Genomic DNA, 16,962 nt, shown 5'->3' on the forward strand with positions numbered 1-16,962 from the left:
ATTTGTATTCAGTAATTGATATAGAAAGTAACGGTGCACCTTATCGTAAAGAAAGCATCATCGAAATCGCCGTGTATAAATATGACGGGCACCGCATTGTAGACCAATTTATTTCTTTGGTCAATCCTGAAAGCGACATCACGCCATTTGTGCAAAAATTGACGAAAATATCGCCAAAAATGGTGAGAACTGCACCAAAATTTCATGAAATAGCCAAAAGAGTGGTTGAAATCACCGAAAACACAACTTTGGTTGGTCACAATATTGAATTTGATTACAGAATGCTTCGGCAGGAATTTAAACGTTTAGGTTATGACTTCAAAATCAATACAATAGACACCATTCCTTTAGCCAAAAAACTGATTCCAATGGCTGAAAGTTACAACCTTGGAAAATTGGTGAAATCCCTTGGTATTCCTTTGGTTGACCAACACCGCGCTTCCGGTGATGCGAAGGCAACTTTGGAACTGTTCAAATTATTAATGATTAAAGACAAGGATTCTGAAATCATTCAGCAACATCATGATGAGGTCAACGCGAAAACTTATCTGAATAAAATTCGGGATCTTACACAGGATTTACCCGCAGAAAAAGGCATTCTTTATTTTCAGGATAAAGATGGAAAAATCATTTTTTCCGATTTCGTTGATGATCTCAATAAGTTTTCTAAAAACATTTTTCACTCCAAATCCAAACGCTGGATTACCATTCAGGAAGAGGTTGAACAAATTCAATACGAATTAACCGGCAACGATATTCTGGCAAAATTGATGATGCGAACCAAAGGTTTGAAAAAATCTGAGTCATTGCCGTTTGGTCTTTACCATAAAAGTGAAAAATATTTCGTTGATAAAATCAATAATCAGAAATCAGAAAAACCTTTACTAAAATTCAAATCATTTACTCAAGGAATAAAAGCGGTAAGTTTCATCAATAAAAAGGGTGATTTACAAGATGTTAACAAACTTAAAGATCTGATTACCATTCATAAAAAAGATGAATTATGGCTGTCAACAGGAAGAGTTTTAGGTGAGAAATCTTTCTTACTATTTGAAAAAGGAAAATTAACCGCCTACGGATTTTACGAATTATATACCCAAATTGAATCTTTGAAAAAACTGTCGGCTATAAAAATTGATATTGATTTTCCGACTGCAGATTTAGAAAATGATTTAAAACTGGGACTTTTAAGAGGTGATTTTGAAATTGTTCCAACTCCTTTAAAATAAATAGTACAGAATTAAATTAAAAATTTTAATTTTGACAAAAATTTAGCAAAACAAAATAATGCACGCTCACACATCTATAAAAAAGGTTGCTTCAAAGGGGAAAAAGTTTTTCTCTAAAGCAAACTCCGTGGATTAAGGGCAGGTATTTTAATAATATTGTGAAGCAGGCTCTTTTGGGGTCTGCTTTTTTTAATTAAAAAAATAAAATAATATGACTGATAAAAATCTATTGAAAATTGCGGCAGAATTCGGCACGCCGACTTATGTTTACGATGCAGAAAGCATTAAAATTCATTATGAAAAACTTACGTCTTCTTTTCATAAAAGCACGCGGTTTTTTTATGCTGCAAAATCTTTAACCAATATTAATATTCTAAAATACATCAAAAATTTAGGCGCAGGTTTAGACTGTGTTTCTATTAATGAAGTGAAGTTGGGTTTGAAAGCGGGATTTACAAATGATAAAATCCTGTTCACACCAAACTGTGTTGATCTCTTAGAAATCGAAGAAGCAATGCAGTTAAAAGTTCATATCAACATTGATAATATTTCAATTCTGGAGCAGTTCGGAAATAAATATGGAAATACCTATCCGATCTTTGTGAGAATAAATCCACACATTTATGCGGGTGGAAATCACAAAATTTCTACCGGTCACATCGATTCTAAATTCGGGATTTCAATTCATCAACTTCGTCATATTACCAGAGTCATGAAATCGACGAACCTTCGAATAGAAGGCTTACACATGCATACCGGAAGTGAAATAAAAGATCCGGAAGTTTTCATTCAAGGTTTAGAAATCATGTTTGAAATGTCTGATCATTTCCCGGATTTAAAATACATCGATATGGGAAGTGGCTTCAAAGTTCCATACCAGGAAGGTGATATGGAAACTGATGTGAAAACTTTAGGTAAAAAAGTAGAAAAAGCGCTGACTGAATATCACCAGGAAACCGGCAGAAAATTCGAATTATGGTTTGAACCAGGTAAATATCTGGTAAGCGAAAGCGGACATTTTCTAGTAAAATCAAATGTCATCAAACAAACAACTGCAACCGTTTTTGTGGGAATTAATTCTGGTTTCAATCATTTAATTCGCCCGATGTTTTACGATTCTTATCACATTATCGAAAATTTATCTAATCCAAAAGGTGCCGAAAGAATTTACACTGTTGTCGGAAACATTTGTGAAACGGACACTTTTGCGTGGGACAGAAAGTTAAATGAAGTCCGTGAAAATGATATTTTGGTTTTCAGAAATGCCGGTGCATATGGTTTTGAAATGAGTTCTAACTTTAATTCCCGATTAAAACCTGCCGAAGTTTTGTTCTTAGATGGCAAAGCACATTTGATTAGAAGACGTGAGGAATTTGAAGATTTACTAAAAAATCAGATTGAAGTATTGTAAATGTCATGTTCTAAAACTTTTTTATCAAAGGGTTTTTCGTAAATTTACTTTTAAATTTAAAGGTTATGAAACGTCTATTTTTTCTGATGATTTTCGCATCTTTTATCTCTTATGCACAAGAAGTAGAAGATTTGCAGGAAGGTTATTTTTTCTCTGAAACAAGCAAAAATTTCTTCAGAGTTGATATTAAAAAACCTTACGATTACTACAAAGTAACGTCTTGTTCTGATGATTCACAATTTATAAGAGCCCAGTTCGAAGGCGGTGACGCCGCTTTTAATCGGGAATTATTCAGATATATTTCCGCATATGTAGACAAAGAGATTTATGTGGTTAACGGAACGTTCTACCTTCACATGGATATCGATAAAGATGGAAAAGTAACCGGTTTGGATGTCACACCAAAAGTTGAAAACAGTGATGGCTTTTTAAGAGATTTAAAGTTTGCTGTTAAAAAAATCAAGAAAAACTGGACGCCTTCAAAATGCGATAATGTTCCGGTAGATTCCAGAATTCGAATTAAATTGAATTTCGTGACCGAAAGTATTGATGTTTAAATAGAAACGTAATTATATTTTATAAAACTCTGTGAGTAATCGCAGAGTTTTTTTTATATTTAATGAAAATTATTAATGAAGCAGTTACTAATAATCATCTTTTCACTGGTCGGAATAGTTCTATATTCACAAGAAAAACCTGCAGATTCAAATCCAAAAGATTGGGATAAAGAGGCGTTTTACAAACCTGGAGAAAAAAAATTACAAAAAGATTTCGATCGGGCTTTGAGTTATTCAGTAGATCAAAATTATTCGATAAATGGCCCAATGACTTTTGCAATTTATATTAATGATACTGGTTTGGCAAAAATCGTTGATGTAAAACCTAAGGTAAAAAATCATCAATTATTACTAAATGATTTGAATTACGTTTTAAAGAAATCCCATAAAAATTGGGAACCTGCACAAAAAAACAACAAACCCATCAATTCAATTTTCTATTATAAAATCACTTTTAATACAGAAGTCTATGACCATGATTAATGTTCAAATTTCAAAATTATGAGAATATTTATTTTTCTATTTTTAATATTGGCTTCATTTTCAAATGCACAAATTCTCGAGCATTATCCCAAAAATCAGGTTCCGTACATCGGCGGCTACGAATCGTATTACAAAGATTTTCATGATATGATCATTGAAAAAGATTTAAAATCATGCGCTGATAAAAGTGAATTTTATCAACTTAACTTGCTCATCAATGCAGACCAATCCATAAGTTTTATTAAAGATCACAACGAGAAGAATATTGCTAAAAACAAATGTGCCTATGACCTGGCCCGAGAAGTTGCAAAATATCAAAACAACTGGAAAGCGGCTACTGTAGATGGAATTACAAAACCGGCAGTAGCAACTTTTTATATTTTCCCTGATGATTTATTTGAGCGCTATCACGATGGATATTTTCCTGCAATTACCTTCCCAGCGTACGGAAATTACGAAAACGGAGGGATTAAAGAATTTAAGAAAGGAATCATTAACAGAATCGACGTGAGAGGTTTCGACTGGAACGACCGATTCAATGTCATGGTAGAATTCATCATTAGCAAAGAAGCGAAAATCGAGAATATTGTGATGATCAAATCCTCCTCCAATATTGAATTTGATAAACGAATTACCAATGGAATTCTCAGCACAAAAAAGAAATGGAAACCTGCAACCGTCAACGGCAATCCAGTTGATTATAAATATCGGTTAACTTTGAATGCTGTTACTGATTATTAGTAATATTAAAAGGTATTTTCCATAAAAATAATTGAATATTTACTGTTGCACTTACCTTTTGTGAAAATTAACTAACTCTGCCATTCTGTCACAGAAATTTGTATCTTTGCATCCTCATTTTGAGTTTAAAATCTAAAATTCAAAATCTAAAATTTATCAAGGTGCAAGAAAAATATATAGACGAAACCAAACAAGGTGAAGCCTTTGCGATCGCAGAGAAACCGCAGAATTCTAAAAAACTATTTCTGGAAAGTTACGGCTGTCAGATGAATTTCTCTGATTCAGAAATCGTTGCTTCCATTCTGAATGAACAAGGTTATAACACGACTCTTCTTCCCGAAGAAGCCGATTTAATCTTATTAAATACGTGTTCAATCCGTGAAAAAGCCGAACAAACTGTTCGCATGCGACTTTCTCAATTCAAAAATCTGAAGAAAGAAAAACCTAACTTAACAGTTGGAGTTTTAGGATGCATGGCCGAACGGTTGAAAACCAAGTTTTTGGAAGAAGAACATTTAGTTGATTTGGTTGTTGGACCTGATGCTTACAGAGATTTACCCAATCTTTTAAAAGAAACTGAAGGCGGCCGGGATGCCATCAATGTTATTTTATCCAAAGAAGAAACCTACGCTGATATCAGTCCGGTTCGTTTAGGCGGAAACGGCGTTACGGCTTTCGTGACGATTACGCGTGGTTGCGATAATATGTGTACGTTCTGCGTTGTTCCGTTTACGCGTGGTCGGGAGCGCAGTCGCGATCCACATTCGATTATCGAAGAATGCAAACAGTTATGGAATAGCGGTTATAAGGAAGTTACCCTTCTCGGACAGAACGTAGATTCTTATCTGTGGTTCGGTGGTGGCGCCAAAAAAGACTTTAAAAAAGCCAGCGAAATTCAACAATTAACGGCGATTAATTTTGCACAGTTAATGGAAATGGTCGCGATCGCAGTGCCGAAAATGAGAATTCGATTCTCCACTTCTAATCCGCACGACATGAGTATTGATGTTTTCAAAGTCATGGCGAAATACGACAATATCTGTAAGTATGTTCACCTTCCCGTACAAAGTGGAAGCGACAGAATGTTGGAAAAAATGAACCGTCAGCATACCCGCGCGGAATATTTGGCTCTAATTAATAAAGCAAAAGAACTCATTCCCGACGTTTCATTTTCACAAGATATGATCATCGGATTCTGTGGCGAAACCGAAGAAGATCACCAATTAACTTTAAGCCTGATGCGCGAAGTAGAATACGATTACGGTTATATGTTCTCCTATTCCGAACGACCGGGAACTCCGGCAGAAAAGAAAATGGAAGACGATGTTCCGGCTGATGTTAAACAAAGAAGACTGGCAGAAGTCATCGCTTTACAAGGCGAACTTTCTAGAAAAAGAATGCAAGGCTACGTTGGCAGAAACCACGAAATTTTAATTGAAGGAACTTCCAGAAAAAATGAAAACCAATGGAAAGGACGTAATTCCCAAAATGCAGTTTGCGTTTTCGACAAATTAGAAGGTCAGAAATTAGGCGACATTGTCTCTGTTTTCGTTCATGGAAATACACAGGGAACGCTTTTGGGGAGAACGGTTTAACAGGTATTTGGGCAGACATTTCCGCCTTCCACTCCCGCTTTTTTAATTGGTGACTTCGACAAGCTCAGTCCCCAATTAAAAAGAGCTCTGTTCAAGTCGGGCTGCAATGATCGCATAAAACAAGAGTTGCTAAAAAATGAAAGATTTACAGAACACACTAATTATCAATAACATTTCCGAACTGTTGGAAAACGCGCGGAAGAAAATTGTTGTGGCTGTAAATCAAACCATCGTTCTCACTTATTTTAAAGAAGATTTTATAAAAATCTTAGAAAATAATTAAATAACACATTGTAATTTTTACACTGTATATTATTCAAAGAAAAAAAAATGACAGACTTACAATCCATAAAAACACGTTTCGGAATTATCGGAAATTATCCGGCCCTTAACCGTGCTTTGCAAAAAGCAATTCAGGTCGCGCCGACTGATATTTCTGTTTTGGTCATGGGAGAAAGCGGTGTAGGAAAAGAATTTATTCCTAAAATAATCCATGGCGAATCCAGAAGAAAGCATCAACCTTACATAGTAGTCAACTGTGGAGCAATACCTGAAGGAACAATTGATTCCGAATTATTTGGACATGAAAAAGGCGCGTTTACTGGAGCAACTTCAACCCGAAAAGGATATTTCGAAGTGGCAGATGGTGGAACTATTTTCCTGGATGAAGTTGGTGAATTACCGGTGCAAACGCAGGTTCGCTTACTTCGTGTTTTAGAAAGCGGAGAATTCATGAAAGTGGGCTCTTCTCAAGTTCAAAAAACCAATGTAAGAATTGTAGCGGCAACCAACGTTAACATGCTGAACGCTATTCATAACGGAAGATTCCGTGAAGATTTATATTACCGGTTAAATACGGTACAAATCGACATGCCGCCTTTACGCGAACGAAAAGGAGATGTTCATTTACTCTTCAGAAAATTCGCAATCGATTTCGCGGAAAAGTACCGAATGCCGGAATTGGTTTTAACTGATGATGCAATTAATTATTTGGAAAATTATGCATTCCCTGGAAACATTCGTCAGTTGAGAAACTTAGTCGAACAAATGACTGTTGTTGAGCAAGAAAGAACGGTGAATTCTGTGAAGTTAGCAGAATACATCCCAATGCAGACGCAACTTCCAGCGGTTATTCAGAAAGGAGGTGGTATTTCTTCGACTGATTTTAATTCGGAAAGAGAGATCATGTACAAGATCCTTTTTGACATGAGAAATGATCTTAACGATTTAAAATCCTTAACTTCGGAATTGATAAAAAATCGAGATAACAGTGATTTTAGCCATCATGAAAAAAATCTGATCAACCGCGTTTTCACGCCGGAAACTCAAACGCAGAATCCGAACTCAATGCTCTATTTTGAAAACCAAAATCAGTATCAAAGTCCAGTAATCTCTAAAGCAGATGAAGATTATGAAGATGTGGAAGATATTGAAATAGAAGAAACAAAAGAAGATTCTCTCTCCCTTCAAAACAACGAGAGAGAACTGATTGTCAAAGCGTTAGAGAAACACAAAGGCCGTAGAAACAAGGCCGCAGACGAATTGGGAATTTCTCAAAGAACCCTTTACAGAAAGATTAAACAATATAATTTAGAAGACTAATGAAGAAATTTCAGATTGCAGAAATAAAATTGCAGACTAAGAAAACTAACTTTCTTTTGCTCTTTTTCCTTGGTTCTTTTTCCCTGGTTCTTTTAACAAGTTGTTACAGTTTCACTGGATCGTCATTAAGTCCAGAAACAAAGACCATTGAAATTAGAGACTTCCCAAATAATGCGCCTTTAATGAATGCCAGTTTATCACAGGAATTTTCGACTGCAATACAAAATCGGTTTCTACAGCGAACGACTTTAAAGGGGACAAAAGATAAACCAGACATTCTCATTGAAGGAGAAATCACCGATTACTCTATCACACCGACAACCATTTCTAGTGCGGTAAATGCACCAGGTGGAAATATTCAGGCAGCTCAAAATAAACTGACCATCACGGTGAAAGTTCATTATGAAAATCGAGTTGCAGGTGAAGAAAACAAAAGTTTCGATCGTGTCTATTCTGATGAAGCGGTTTTCAGTAGTGATTTAGATATTAATACCATTGAATCCTCTCAAGTTAAAGTGGTGAACGACAGAATAATCAACAAAATTTTTAATGATATTGTAGCCAATTGGTAAGATGAACGGAAGAATTTTAGAATTAGCAAAAAACCCAGAATTATTTCAAATCAAAGATTTGGAATTATTGAGTGGTGAGATTAACAAACATCCTTATATTCAAAGTTTGCGAGCGTTACATCTTTTAGGAACACATCGTTTGCAACCAGAAAATTACGCCAATGAACTTTCTATTACCGCAGCCTATACGACCGATAAAAAAATACTTTATCAGTTGATTAATTCTAAGGAAGAAACAAAACAGGAGGTAAAAAGTTCGTTAAAAAAAATTGTTGAGGAACCAGTTGTTTCACAAGAATCCACTAATAATTTTACTAAAATTGAAGCAGCAGTAATTGATGCGCCAAAACCGGTTTTCGTAAATGGAGAATTAAACAGGATTTTATTTGAAGGCGAAGAAGATTTTCTGGATCAAGAATCCGAAACAATCGACATAGAATCTACAATCGAATCCGGACAAATTGTTACTCAGAAACCTGATTCAGTAATAGTTATTGAAAAATCACCTGAATTCACCGAAGCAAACGATGCTGAAAATTTCAGCACAGAAGAAATTGTGAAAGAGGAAAATATTTCTGAAGAAAAAGAATTAATAGAAAATCCTGCTGACCTTAGTTTTCACGAAACGGCAGATTTTTTACCTGAGGTTAAAGTTGAAACTACTTCTGAAAATATAGAATCGGAAAAAACTCCAAAATTCACTGAAAGTAATGATGCTGAAACCTTTAGCAAAGAAAAAATCGTGAATGAAGATTTTATTTCTCTGGAAAAACCTATTATTGAAGATGCAAGCGAGGTGAGTTTTCATGCGACAACTGATTTTTTACCCGAGGTTAAAATCGCTTCAAATCCAGAAAAAGCAGAAGTTCAGGAAATGCCAAAACCTGTTTTGAACAAACATGAAGAGGAAATGAAACGCCTTATTGCTGAAGTTGAGGCGAAAATAAAAGCAACCAAAAAACAAAAACCAACTTCCACAGAAAAAGAGGAAACTGCAAAGAGTGCTGAAGTTAATTTCTCTGAGACTCAAAGTTTTGAAATTTCAAAAATAAAAGAAGCTAAAACAGAAATAACTGAATTAGAAACGATTACTGAGAAAGAAAAAGTTATTATCGCTGAGAAGCCAGAAGATAAAGTGACAGAAATTAAGTTAGAACAAACAGAAATAAAAGCAGAGTCTATTCAAGAAACAAGGTCAGATTGGAAACCAATGTCGTTTTCTACAAATACTCCCGATGCTTTAATTGACAAAAAACAAGGAGTTCAAACGCAGAAAACCTCCATTAATAAAGAAAAAAAAGAAACAGTAAAAGAAGAAACTCCTGCAACAGAAAGACCAATTTTTAATGTTTCATTCTTTACACAAAAAGTATCTGCTTTAAATAAAGAAGAAGAAATTAAAGAAGCATCAGAAGACGAAAAAAACGCCGAAAAAATTGAAGAAAGCAACGTTCCGGACTTTATCAACACTTGGCAAAGTTGGTTAAAAATCGACCGAACTAAAGAAGAAACCAAAGAGAAAATCGAAATTTCGATTACGGAAATTAAAAACAAAGTCATTGAAAACTTTATTGAAAAAGAGCCGAGAATTTCGAAATTAAAAGAAGAATCAGATTTCGTAATCAAGGAAAGAAACGATGATATTTCGCATCTGATGACCGAGACTTTAGCCAACCTCTACATTGAACAGAAATTGTACGCCAAAGCAATTAAAGCCTTCGGAATACTTTCTGAAAAACATCCAGATAAAAAATCCTATTTTAATGATAAAATAAAGGAAGTCAAGGAATTACGCCAAAACAAATAAAGAGAAACCCACTAAAACAAGTGGGTTTTTTCTATTCTATATTTTTTCGATCTACCGCCTCAACATTGATTGTTTTAGAATTTCGGTCTGTATTAAAATTCCTAAATTTTCGCCAAAGTTTGCGGCCCAAAACCAATACGATTATAATTAATATAATTGTTGCAATAAAAGCGATAATTGGCGCTGCCATAGCTAAAATCGACATTACACCCGCTCCAGCCGTTTCCGTAGTTGCGACTACAGAATTCCCCAATCCTCCCGTCGTTGCCGTGGATGCAGCACGCGTTCCTGCAAACCCTGAACTGATTGCTGCAGCAGTTCCGCCACCCGCAATTAAAGCCAAAGCCCATTGTGGAAAAGTTCCCATATCTGCGAACTGACTTGCAAACATAACTGAGCCAGCAATCGTTGCCAAAGGAATCGACATCGTATCTAAAAGGTGATCTACAAAAGGGATATAATAGGCAAGAATTTCAACAATCGTAGCGATTCCAGTTGTAATTAAAACGGGTAAACCAGCAAGCCAGTGAAAGTTTTCGTTCATTGGAATCCAACCCATATAAGAAGCAAGACTCACGGCGAACATCGGTAGAAAAACACGAAATCCAGTTGCGGCGGCCAAACCAATTCCCATAAAAGCACTGAGAACGTAAGGTAAATATGGAATATTGTCAAGCATTTTCTGTACTGTTTTTAAAATTATATCTTTCCCAAATTTACAAAAACCGTGCTATGGTTCTAAATTTTATTTCACTGATTCACAAAGTTTTATAAAATTTTCTTCTACCACTTTAAAATGAGGAGGCATTTCTTTAGAAATCCAGAAAACCATTGATAAAGAATTTGCTCCAAACTTATCTACAAAAATCTCTTTGTTTAAACGGTAACATTCACGCAGCAATCGTTTGATTCTATTGCGATCGTGCGCTCTTTTAAAATGTTTTTTAGAAACTGAAACTCCCACTTTTTGCTTTTCATAAGAAAAATCTTCTTGTGGTTTTTTATCTAAATTTAAAGTGATGATTCGTAAATTATCGCAAGTTTTCCATTTGCCCTTTTCAAAAAGCAAACCGATTTCTTTTTTATGTTTCAATTTCTCCTCCTTTGGAAGTTTGAAATCACTCATCTTTTTTAATTAAATAATTAATGACTTCTGCCGCCGCATATAATCCAAAAATAGCAGGAATATAACTTATGGTTCCGTAAAAAGACCTTTTAAAATTACTTCCATCAGTCATTTTTAAACTTTCCTGATCCTGAATTTCAGTTGAAAAAACACATCGAACACCTTTGTCAATATTTTCTTTTTTTAACCGTTTTCGAACTTGTTTGGCAAGATGACAACTTTGGGTTTTATGGATATCGCGAACCAAAACTTTTGACGGATCCATTTTTCCACCTGCGCCCATGCAACTTACGATTTTCACTTTTCTTCTTCGGGCATTTAGAATTAAAGTAACCTTTGGCGAAACACTGTCGATACAATCCAAAACATAATCATACTGCTGATTATCAAAAATTGTTTCCATATCTTCTGGATTCAGAAACTGATTGAGTTGCGTCAGTTTTAAATCTGGATTAATATCTAAAAGCCGCTCACCAACGATTTCTACTTTTGGTTTTCCCAAGGTAGATTTTAAGGCTGGTAATTGCCGATTAATATTGGTAAGATCAACTGTATCACCATCAACAATTGTCATTTTTCCGACGCCGGCTCTGGCCAAAAATTCGACAGCAAATGAGCCGACACCGCCCAAACCAATTATCAGCAGGTTCGCTTTTTGCAGTTTTTCTAAACCGCTTTCTTTAATCAATAATTCTGTTCTTTCGAGCCAGTCTTTTTTCATTTTAAAGGAGAAATATTAAAAATTTGTAGATTTTCTTGGATTTGTTCCATAAGGTTTTCCACTTTCAAATTTTTCAAATCAGAAACTTTTTGATAGAGTAATTGAATATCAAAATCAGAATCATCAGTTTCCAGAAATAATTTATCGATTGGGAATTCTTTTACAAATTCCTGCAAATTTACATTTTGCAAAACAGATTTTCCGAAACTTAAATAAAAATCGTGTTTTTTTAATTCCTCTCCAATTGTTTTTCTTTTATTAAATCCATGCACAATCATAGGGACTTTTGCTTTTTTCCGAAAATGAATTAATTGAGGAAACCTTCTTACACAATGAATAATTAATGGTTTGTTTCGCTCATTTGCCAATTCAATTTGTCTTTCAAATAAATCTTCCTGAAGTTCATCTGCAATATTGATGAGTCCATCTAAACCACATTCACCTATTGCAATACAATTTTTGTGTTTCGTAATTTCATTTAACCAATTGAACTGTTGTTCAGTATAATGCATTGTTAAATTAGGATGGATTCCGGCAGAGAAATAAAGATTTGGTGGCGTTTCTTCGACACCCAAATTATAAATTCCTGTCGTTTTTTGAAAATGATGATGATGAAAATCAAAATAAGTCATCCTCAAAAATAACTAAAAACAGAGAAGCAGTGATTAAACATTTGTTTTAAATTGTGTTATATTTTATTTAACTTTACTAAAAACTAACACACACATGAAAAAAAAATTTACTGAAAAACAAATCCATATCTTAAATGTTGCAGAAAAACTCATTGCCAAAAAAGGCTTTGAGGGAACTTCGGTGCGAGATATTTCTACCAATGCCAACATTAATGTTGCCATGATTTCTTATTATTTCGGCTCGAAGGAAAAAATGATGTCTTACCTCTACCAATATCGCGTTCAAAAAACCAGAGAGAGTTTTGCAGAATTTGCAGAAGTCATCAGAGACGGAAAACCAGAAATGCAAATGAAGGAATTAATAAAATATGTGGTAAGTCAATTATTTAAATTCAATTATTTCCACGGTTTTGTAACGCAAGAACTTCGACATACAGAACATTTAAAAGAAGATTTACTGGAGTTTTACACCACATTTACTTCGAAGATAGATGACGTAATTAAAAAAGGAGTTGCGTCGGGAGTTTTCAGCAATGCTCCAAAACCAGAAGACATTTTAACTTTGATTGTGGGTTCTTCGTTATTCGTCATTCGAAATAAAAATTTCTACGAACTATATGTTGCTGGAAAAGAAGAAAACTATATAGAAGAATCTGAGAAAAAAGTTCTAGCCAACCTATTAGTAACTGTTTTTTCGCTTTTAGGGTATCAATCGCATTAAAATATTAGTTAAATTATCATAAAAAAAAATCTATTGACAAAAAAGTTATATTTTTGCACCCTAAACCGCAGAAATTAGAAATCAATTAGTTTCTGCAATAATTTATTTATGAAAAAGTATTTGATTATTACTCTCGCATTTTTTGCATTATCTGCCTGTAACAGACAACAGGATTTGGCCTTGAAAAGTGCAGACAAAGACTATATTTTAAAAGTAGCCAACGAAAAATTCGAAAAGAAAAAATGGAAAGATGCCTTGGCGTTATACGAAAGACTTTCGAACCTCGTTGCTGGTACAGATGACGCACCGAATGTAGTTTTCAATTCAGCCTACTCAAACTATTATGACAGAAATTACAAGTTGGCTGGACACCAGTTCAAGAATTTCTCGGTAACCTTCCCGCAAGATAAACGTGCAGAAGAAGCAGCATATATGTCGGCATTATGCTACTACGAAGGAAGTATGGATTATAACCTGGATCAAACGAGTACAGAGTTAGCCATTAATGAAATGCAGAATTTCCTTAATAACTATCCAGATTCTGAGCGGTCAAAAAACATCGATAAATTAATTGATGAATTAACCTATAAGTTAGAATTTAAAGCCTACGAAAACGCGAAGCAGTATTTCAAAATGGCTGAGTATAAAGCAGCAAGTACCGCATTTGAAAATGTATTAGATGATTTTCCAAGTACAAAATTGCGTTCTAAAATTTACGATTACATGCTAAAATCAAAATACGAATTAGCAGTAAACTCGGTTTATAGTTTAAAGAAAGACCGAATTGAAAGTGCTTTAGCCTTTACCAAACAAGTAGAAAGAGATGTTCCTGGAACCGATAATGCGCAATTGGCTATCGATCTTCGAACTAAATTATTGAAAGAAAAAGAAAACTTTGCTGAACTTGAGAAAAAAGTAGAAGCCAGAAATAAAGAACTTAAAGAAAAAATGCAGGATGCGGAAGCCAATATGAATTTGGAAAAAGACAAGCGTGAATCGGAAAAATTACAGAGAGACAGTGCTAATATGGCAACTCCTGCTCCGAACGCATCTTTCAAAATCAAAAAGTAATCCGTATATTTGCAAATTCCAATTATAACAACCAACTGAAAATGAGCGTAAAAGATTCTAAAGCCGAATTAAGTACAATAACTTACGATAGAGATAAAATCGAAGAGAACGTAGGTTCTATCTACGAAGCAATCGTGGTGATGGGTAAAAGAGCAGAGCAGATCAATGCAGAAATTCGCTCTGAACTTCACAATAAACTAGATGAATTTGCAGTGCATAATTCAACGCTAGAAGAAGTTTTTGAAAATAAAGAACAAATCGAGATTTCAAAACATTACGAAAAACTTCCAAAACCAACTTCGATTGCGATCCAAGAATGGTTAGACGGAGAAATCTACTACAGAAAAACTGAAGAAAGAAACTAATTATTTATTTCTTTAATTATTTTAAAAGTCACAGAACATCTTGTTTTTGTGACTTTTATATTTAATATCGTTTGTGTTATTAAAATATGTTTGCAAAAATTTAAGTAAATTCGTTCAACTTTAAAAATTCTAATTAATGAAACTTCAAGGTAAGAAAATCCTCATCTGTATTTCCGGTGGAATTGCCGCATACAAAATAAATTACCTCATCAGAGATTTCATAAAAAAAGGTGCGGAAGTTCAAGTTTTAATGACGCCTTCTGCCGAACAGTTTGTTTCAAAACTCACGCTTTCTACGCTTTCTAAAAATCCGGTTTACAGCGATTTTTATTCTGAAAATGGAACCTGGAATAATCATGTAAAACTGGCACTTTGGGCAGATGTTATTTTAATGGCTCCCTGCACTGCGAACACCTTATCGAAGATGGTTCACGGCATGTGTGACAACTTGGTTTTAGCAACTTATATGTCTGCGAAATGTCCCGTGTTTATTGCCCCAGCAATGGATTTAGATATGTATCAACATCCATCTACAAAACTAAATTTAGAATTGGCTGAAGATTTCGGGCATCATCTAATTCCGGCGGAAGATGGCGAATTAGCCAGCGGATTATCTGGCGTAGGAAGAATGGCAGAACCGGAAACCATTTCGCAAATCATTGAAGACTTCTTTAATTCCAATAGAAATTTAGAAGGAAAAACCGTTCTTATTACCGCTGGTCCAACTTATGAAGCAATAGATCCTGTTCGGTTTATTGGAAATCATTCTTCCGGGAAAATGGGATTTTCACTTGCAGAAGAAGCCGCCAATCGAGGTGCAAAAGTAATTATGATTTCAGGCCCAAGTTCTGAAAAAACCAATCATCAAAATATAGAAGTTCACCGCGTAACTTCGGCGAAGGAAATGTTTGCTAAAGTTTTTGAATATTACGAAAATGCAGATATTGCTATTGCAAGCGCTGCTGTGGCTGATTATGCTCCAAAAGAAATCGCCCAGGAAAAAATTAAAAAGAATGATGATTCTTTAACGATAGAATTGGTGAAAAATCCAGATATTCTAAAAACGATGGGTGAAAGAAAAACCAAACAATTCCTAGTAGGTTTTGCTCTGGAAACTCAAAATGAAGAAGAAAACGCGAAAGGAAAACTTCAGAAAAAAAATCTGGATATGATTGTTCTGAATTCTCTTCGGGATGAAGGTGCAGGTTTTAAAGGCACAACCAATAAAATTAAAATCCTCACCAAATCTACCATTACAGAATTCCCCTTAAAATCAAAAGAGCATGTAGCCAAAGATATTTTAAATTTCGTGGAAGATCAGATTTTGAAATAATATCCTTAAATTTCCGTTTTCAAACTTTAAATTAATAATGAAGAAACTTTTTACGATATTCATCCTTTTATTAACCTTCAACTTGAGTTTTTCTCAAGAACTCTTGGCAAATGTGCAAATCAACACGCAGCAATTAGCGGGGAGCAATGTGCAGGTTTATAAAACTTTAGAAAAAAACCTACGGGATTTCATCAACAATACAAGTTGGACCGGAAAAAAATTGCAGAACTTCGAAAAGATCAAATGCAATTTCGCCGTCATTATTAATGAAAAAGCAGGAAGCAATAATTACAAAGCGAGCATTGTAGTGCAGGCAGTTCGCCCGGTTTTTAACACGACTTATGAATCGCCGCTTTTGAACTTAAATGATACCAATTTCAGTTTTGATTATACTGAAAATGAAAACCTTGTTTTTAATGAAAGACAATTTTCAGGAAAAAACTTAATCGATGTGATCAGCTTTTATGTGTACACCATTCTAGGTTATGACGCCGACAGTTTTAAGGTGCGTGGCGGACAACCCTGGTTTGAAAAAGCACAGAAAATTTCTAATAATGCGCAGAATCAAAATTTCGCGGGCTGGTCTGTAATGGAAGGTACGCGGACAAGAGGTGCGCTGATTGACAACATGCTGAAACCTGAACAAAATACATTGCGAAACCTTTACTATACCTATCACCGCGCTGGTTTAGATAATCTTGGTAAACAGGATCAGACTTCAGGTAAAAAGATTATTGCAGATGCTTTGATGCAGTTAAAAGCGTATGAAAATAATTTCCAGATGAATTATCCTATTAACATTTTCATCGATACCAAAAAACAGGAAATCTTCGATATTTTTAATAATGGAAGTAATGCCAGTGTAAACATGGCTGATCTGAAATCCCTTTTCACCATTTTATCACCGAAAGATATCGACAGCAAATGGAACAAGTGGAAATAATTTCCGGTTTCATTTTCACGCTAATTAAAAAATAATTTTCAAGAGTTACATTG

The 16,962-nt window shown here is 34.7% G+C and carries 19 protein-coding genes; 15 read left to right on the forward strand and 4 right to left on the reverse strand.

Annotated elements, in window-relative coordinates:
• The first annotated feature begins 2 nt into the window (after positions 1 to 2).
• From PUH65_RS01725 to PUH65_RS01770, 10 genes are all read left to right on the forward strand, one after another.
• The gene (locus PUH65_RS01725; RefSeq protein ID WP_305518129.1) at positions 3 to 1,229 is read left to right on the forward strand and encodes a PolC-type DNA polymerase III; all 1,227 of its coding nucleotides are present in this window, start codon (positions 3 to 5) and stop codon (positions 1,227 to 1,229) included.
• Between the two features lie 211 nt (positions 1,230 to 1,440).
• The gene (gene lysA, locus PUH65_RS01730; protein ID WP_305518130.1) at positions 1,441 to 2,640 is read left to right on the forward strand and encodes a diaminopimelate decarboxylase; all 1,200 of its coding nucleotides are present in this window, start codon (positions 1,441 to 1,443) and stop codon (positions 2,638 to 2,640) included.
• A gap of 65 nt (positions 2,641 to 2,705) precedes the next feature.
• Positions 2,706 to 3,197: a hypothetical protein gene (locus PUH65_RS01735; RefSeq protein WP_305518131.1), complete on the forward strand. Its 492-nt coding sequence runs from the start codon at positions 2,706 to 2,708 to the stop codon at positions 3,195 to 3,197.
• Positions 3,198 to 3,272: 75 nt separating this feature from the next.
• Complete coding sequence (locus PUH65_RS01740) at positions 3,273 to 3,680, forward strand: hypothetical protein (RefSeq protein ID WP_305518132.1); 408 nt, start codon at positions 3,273 to 3,275, stop codon at positions 3,678 to 3,680.
• A gap of 18 nt (positions 3,681 to 3,698) precedes the next feature.
• On the forward strand, positions 3,699 to 4,421 hold the full coding sequence (locus PUH65_RS01745) for an energy transducer TonB (protein WP_305518133.1): 723 nt from the start codon (positions 3,699 to 3,701) through the stop codon (positions 4,419 to 4,421).
• 161 nt (positions 4,422 to 4,582) lie between these two features.
• Positions 4,583 to 6,016 (forward strand): tRNA (N6-isopentenyl adenosine(37)-C2)-methylthiotransferase MiaB, encoded by a 1,434-nt coding sequence (gene miaB, locus PUH65_RS01750; RefSeq protein ID WP_305518134.1) that lies wholly within the window; start codon positions 4,583 to 4,585, stop codon positions 6,014 to 6,016.
• Positions 6,017 to 6,152: 136 nt separating this feature from the next.
• The gene (locus tag PUH65_RS01755; RefSeq protein WP_305518135.1) at positions 6,153 to 6,299 is read left to right on the forward strand and encodes a hypothetical protein; all 147 of its coding nucleotides are present in this window, start codon (positions 6,153 to 6,155) and stop codon (positions 6,297 to 6,299) included.
• 47 nt (positions 6,300 to 6,346) lie between these two features.
• Positions 6,347 to 7,618, forward strand: a complete 1,272-nt coding sequence (locus PUH65_RS01760) for a sigma-54-dependent Fis family transcriptional regulator (protein ID WP_305518136.1) — start codon at positions 6,347 to 6,349, stop codon at positions 7,616 to 7,618.
• Positions 7,618 to 8,190 carry an LptE family protein gene (locus tag PUH65_RS01765; protein WP_305518137.1) on the forward strand — a complete coding sequence of 191 codons (573 nt, stop codon included), beginning with the start codon at positions 7,618 to 7,620 and terminating at the stop codon, positions 8,188 to 8,190. The genes PUH65_RS01760 and PUH65_RS01765 overlap by 1 nt, the downstream gene beginning before the upstream one ends.
• Before the next feature lies 1 nt (position 8,191).
• Positions 8,192 to 9,997: a hypothetical protein gene (locus tag PUH65_RS01770; RefSeq protein ID WP_305518138.1), complete on the forward strand. Its 1,806-nt coding sequence runs from the start codon at positions 8,192 to 8,194 to the stop codon at positions 9,995 to 9,997.
• Positions 9,998 to 10,028: 31 nt separating this feature from the next.
• Here the strand turns inward: PUH65_RS01770 and PUH65_RS01775 are convergent, their stop codons facing one another.
• The 4 genes from PUH65_RS01775 to PUH65_RS01790 form a co-directional block, all read right to left on the reverse strand.
• The gene (locus PUH65_RS01775; protein WP_305518139.1) at positions 10,029 to 10,676 is read right to left on the reverse strand and encodes a DUF4126 domain-containing protein; all 648 of its coding nucleotides are present in this window, start codon (positions 10,674 to 10,676) and stop codon (positions 10,029 to 10,031) included.
• A 66-nt stretch (positions 10,677 to 10,742) separates the two neighbouring features.
• Entirely contained in the window at positions 10,743 to 11,123 is a 381-nt protein-coding gene (rnpA, locus tag PUH65_RS01780; protein WP_305518140.1) for a ribonuclease P protein component, read from the reverse strand.
• Complete coding sequence (locus PUH65_RS01785; protein WP_305518141.1) at positions 11,116 to 11,844, reverse strand: tRNA threonylcarbamoyladenosine dehydratase; 729 nt, start codon at positions 11,842 to 11,844, stop codon at positions 11,116 to 11,118. Before PUH65_RS01785 ends, rnpA begins: the two co-directional genes overlap by 8 nt.
• A complete protein-coding gene (locus tag PUH65_RS01790) occupies positions 11,841 to 12,476 on the reverse strand; it encodes a TatD family hydrolase (RefSeq protein ID WP_305518142.1) in 636 nt (211 codons plus the stop codon). Before PUH65_RS01790 ends, PUH65_RS01785 begins: the two co-directional genes overlap by 4 nt.
• Positions 12,477 to 12,570: 94 nt before the next feature.
• On the opposite strand from PUH65_RS01790, the gene PUH65_RS01795 reads away from it, so the two are divergent.
• From PUH65_RS01795 to PUH65_RS01815, 5 genes are all read left to right on the forward strand, one after another.
• Positions 12,571 to 13,197: a TetR/AcrR family transcriptional regulator gene (locus PUH65_RS01795; protein WP_305518143.1), complete on the forward strand. Its 627-nt coding sequence runs from the start codon at positions 12,571 to 12,573 to the stop codon at positions 13,195 to 13,197.
• Positions 13,198 to 13,305: 108 nt separating this feature from the next.
• Entirely contained in the window at positions 13,306 to 14,268 is a 963-nt protein-coding gene (locus PUH65_RS01800) for an outer membrane protein assembly factor BamD (protein WP_305518144.1), read from the forward strand.
• Between the two features lie 41 nt (positions 14,269 to 14,309).
• Positions 14,310 to 14,633 (forward strand): DNA-directed RNA polymerase subunit omega, encoded by a 324-nt coding sequence (locus PUH65_RS01805; RefSeq protein WP_305518145.1) that lies wholly within the window; start codon positions 14,310 to 14,312, stop codon positions 14,631 to 14,633.
• A 136-nt stretch (positions 14,634 to 14,769) separates the two neighbouring features.
• Entirely contained in the window at positions 14,770 to 15,966 is a 1,197-nt protein-coding gene (coaBC, locus tag PUH65_RS01810; protein WP_305518146.1) for a bifunctional phosphopantothenoylcysteine decarboxylase/phosphopantothenate--cysteine ligase CoaBC, read from the forward strand.
• Between the two features lie 37 nt (positions 15,967 to 16,003).
• On the forward strand, positions 16,004 to 16,909 hold the full coding sequence (locus PUH65_RS01815; protein WP_305518147.1) for a DUF4835 family protein: 906 nt from the start codon (positions 16,004 to 16,006) through the stop codon (positions 16,907 to 16,909).
• Positions 16,910 to 16,962 lie beyond the last annotated feature (53 nt).

Origin of the sequence: Kaistella sp. SH40-3 (assembly GCF_030686865.1) — a bacterium.
GTDB lineage: Bacteria > Bacteroidota > Bacteroidia > Flavobacteriales > Weeksellaceae > Kaistella.

Bases quoted from the DNA above. Each gene is read 5' to 3' on its own strand.
- PUH65_RS01765 (WP_305518137.1), top strand. From the start codon at position 7,618: ATGAAGAAATTTCAGATTGCAGAAATAAAATTGCAGACTAAGAAAACT.
- PUH65_RS01770 (WP_305518138.1), top strand. From the start codon at position 8,192: ATGAACGGAAGAATTTTAGAATTAGCAAAAAACCCAGAATTATTTCAA.
- PUH65_RS01795 (WP_305518143.1), top strand. From the start codon at position 12,571: ATGAAAAAAAAATTTACTGAAAAACAAATCCATATCTTAAATGTTGCA.
- rnpA (WP_305518140.1), bottom strand. From the start codon at position 11,123: ATGAGTGATTTCAAACTTCCAAAGGAGGAGAAATTGAAACATAAAAAA.
- PUH65_RS01775 (WP_305518139.1), bottom strand. From the start codon at position 10,676: ATGCTTGACAATATTCCATATTTACCTTACGTTCTCAGTGCTTTTATG.
- PUH65_RS01800 (WP_305518144.1), top strand. From the start codon at position 13,306: ATGAAAAAGTATTTGATTATTACTCTCGCATTTTTTGCATTATCTGCC.
- PUH65_RS01785 (WP_305518141.1), bottom strand. From the start codon at position 11,844: ATGAAAAAAGACTGGCTCGAAAGAACAGAATTATTGATTAAAGAAAGC.
- PUH65_RS01755 (WP_305518135.1), top strand. From the start codon at position 6,153: ATGAAAGATTTACAGAACACACTAATTATCAATAACATTTCCGAACTG.
- PUH65_RS01805 (WP_305518145.1), top strand. From the start codon at position 14,310: ATGAGCGTAAAAGATTCTAAAGCCGAATTAAGTACAATAACTTACGAT.
- lysA (WP_305518130.1), top strand. From the start codon at position 1,441: ATGACTGATAAAAATCTATTGAAAATTGCGGCAGAATTCGGCACGCCG.
- PUH65_RS01740 (WP_305518132.1), top strand. From the start codon at position 3,273: ATGAAGCAGTTACTAATAATCATCTTTTCACTGGTCGGAATAGTTCTA.
- PUH65_RS01735 (WP_305518131.1), top strand. From the start codon at position 2,706: ATGAAACGTCTATTTTTTCTGATGATTTTCGCATCTTTTATCTCTTAT.
- PUH65_RS01790 (WP_305518142.1), bottom strand. From the start codon at position 12,476: ATGACTTATTTTGATTTTCATCATCATCATTTTCAAAAAACGACAGGA.
- PUH65_RS01815 (WP_305518147.1), top strand. From the start codon at position 16,004: ATGAAGAAACTTTTTACGATATTCATCCTTTTATTAACCTTCAACTTG.
- coaBC (WP_305518146.1), top strand. From the start codon at position 14,770: ATGAAACTTCAAGGTAAGAAAATCCTCATCTGTATTTCCGGTGGAATT.
- PUH65_RS01745 (WP_305518133.1), top strand. From the start codon at position 3,699: ATGAGAATATTTATTTTTCTATTTTTAATATTGGCTTCATTTTCAAAT.
- PUH65_RS01760 (WP_305518136.1), top strand. From the start codon at position 6,347: ATGACAGACTTACAATCCATAAAAACACGTTTCGGAATTATCGGAAAT.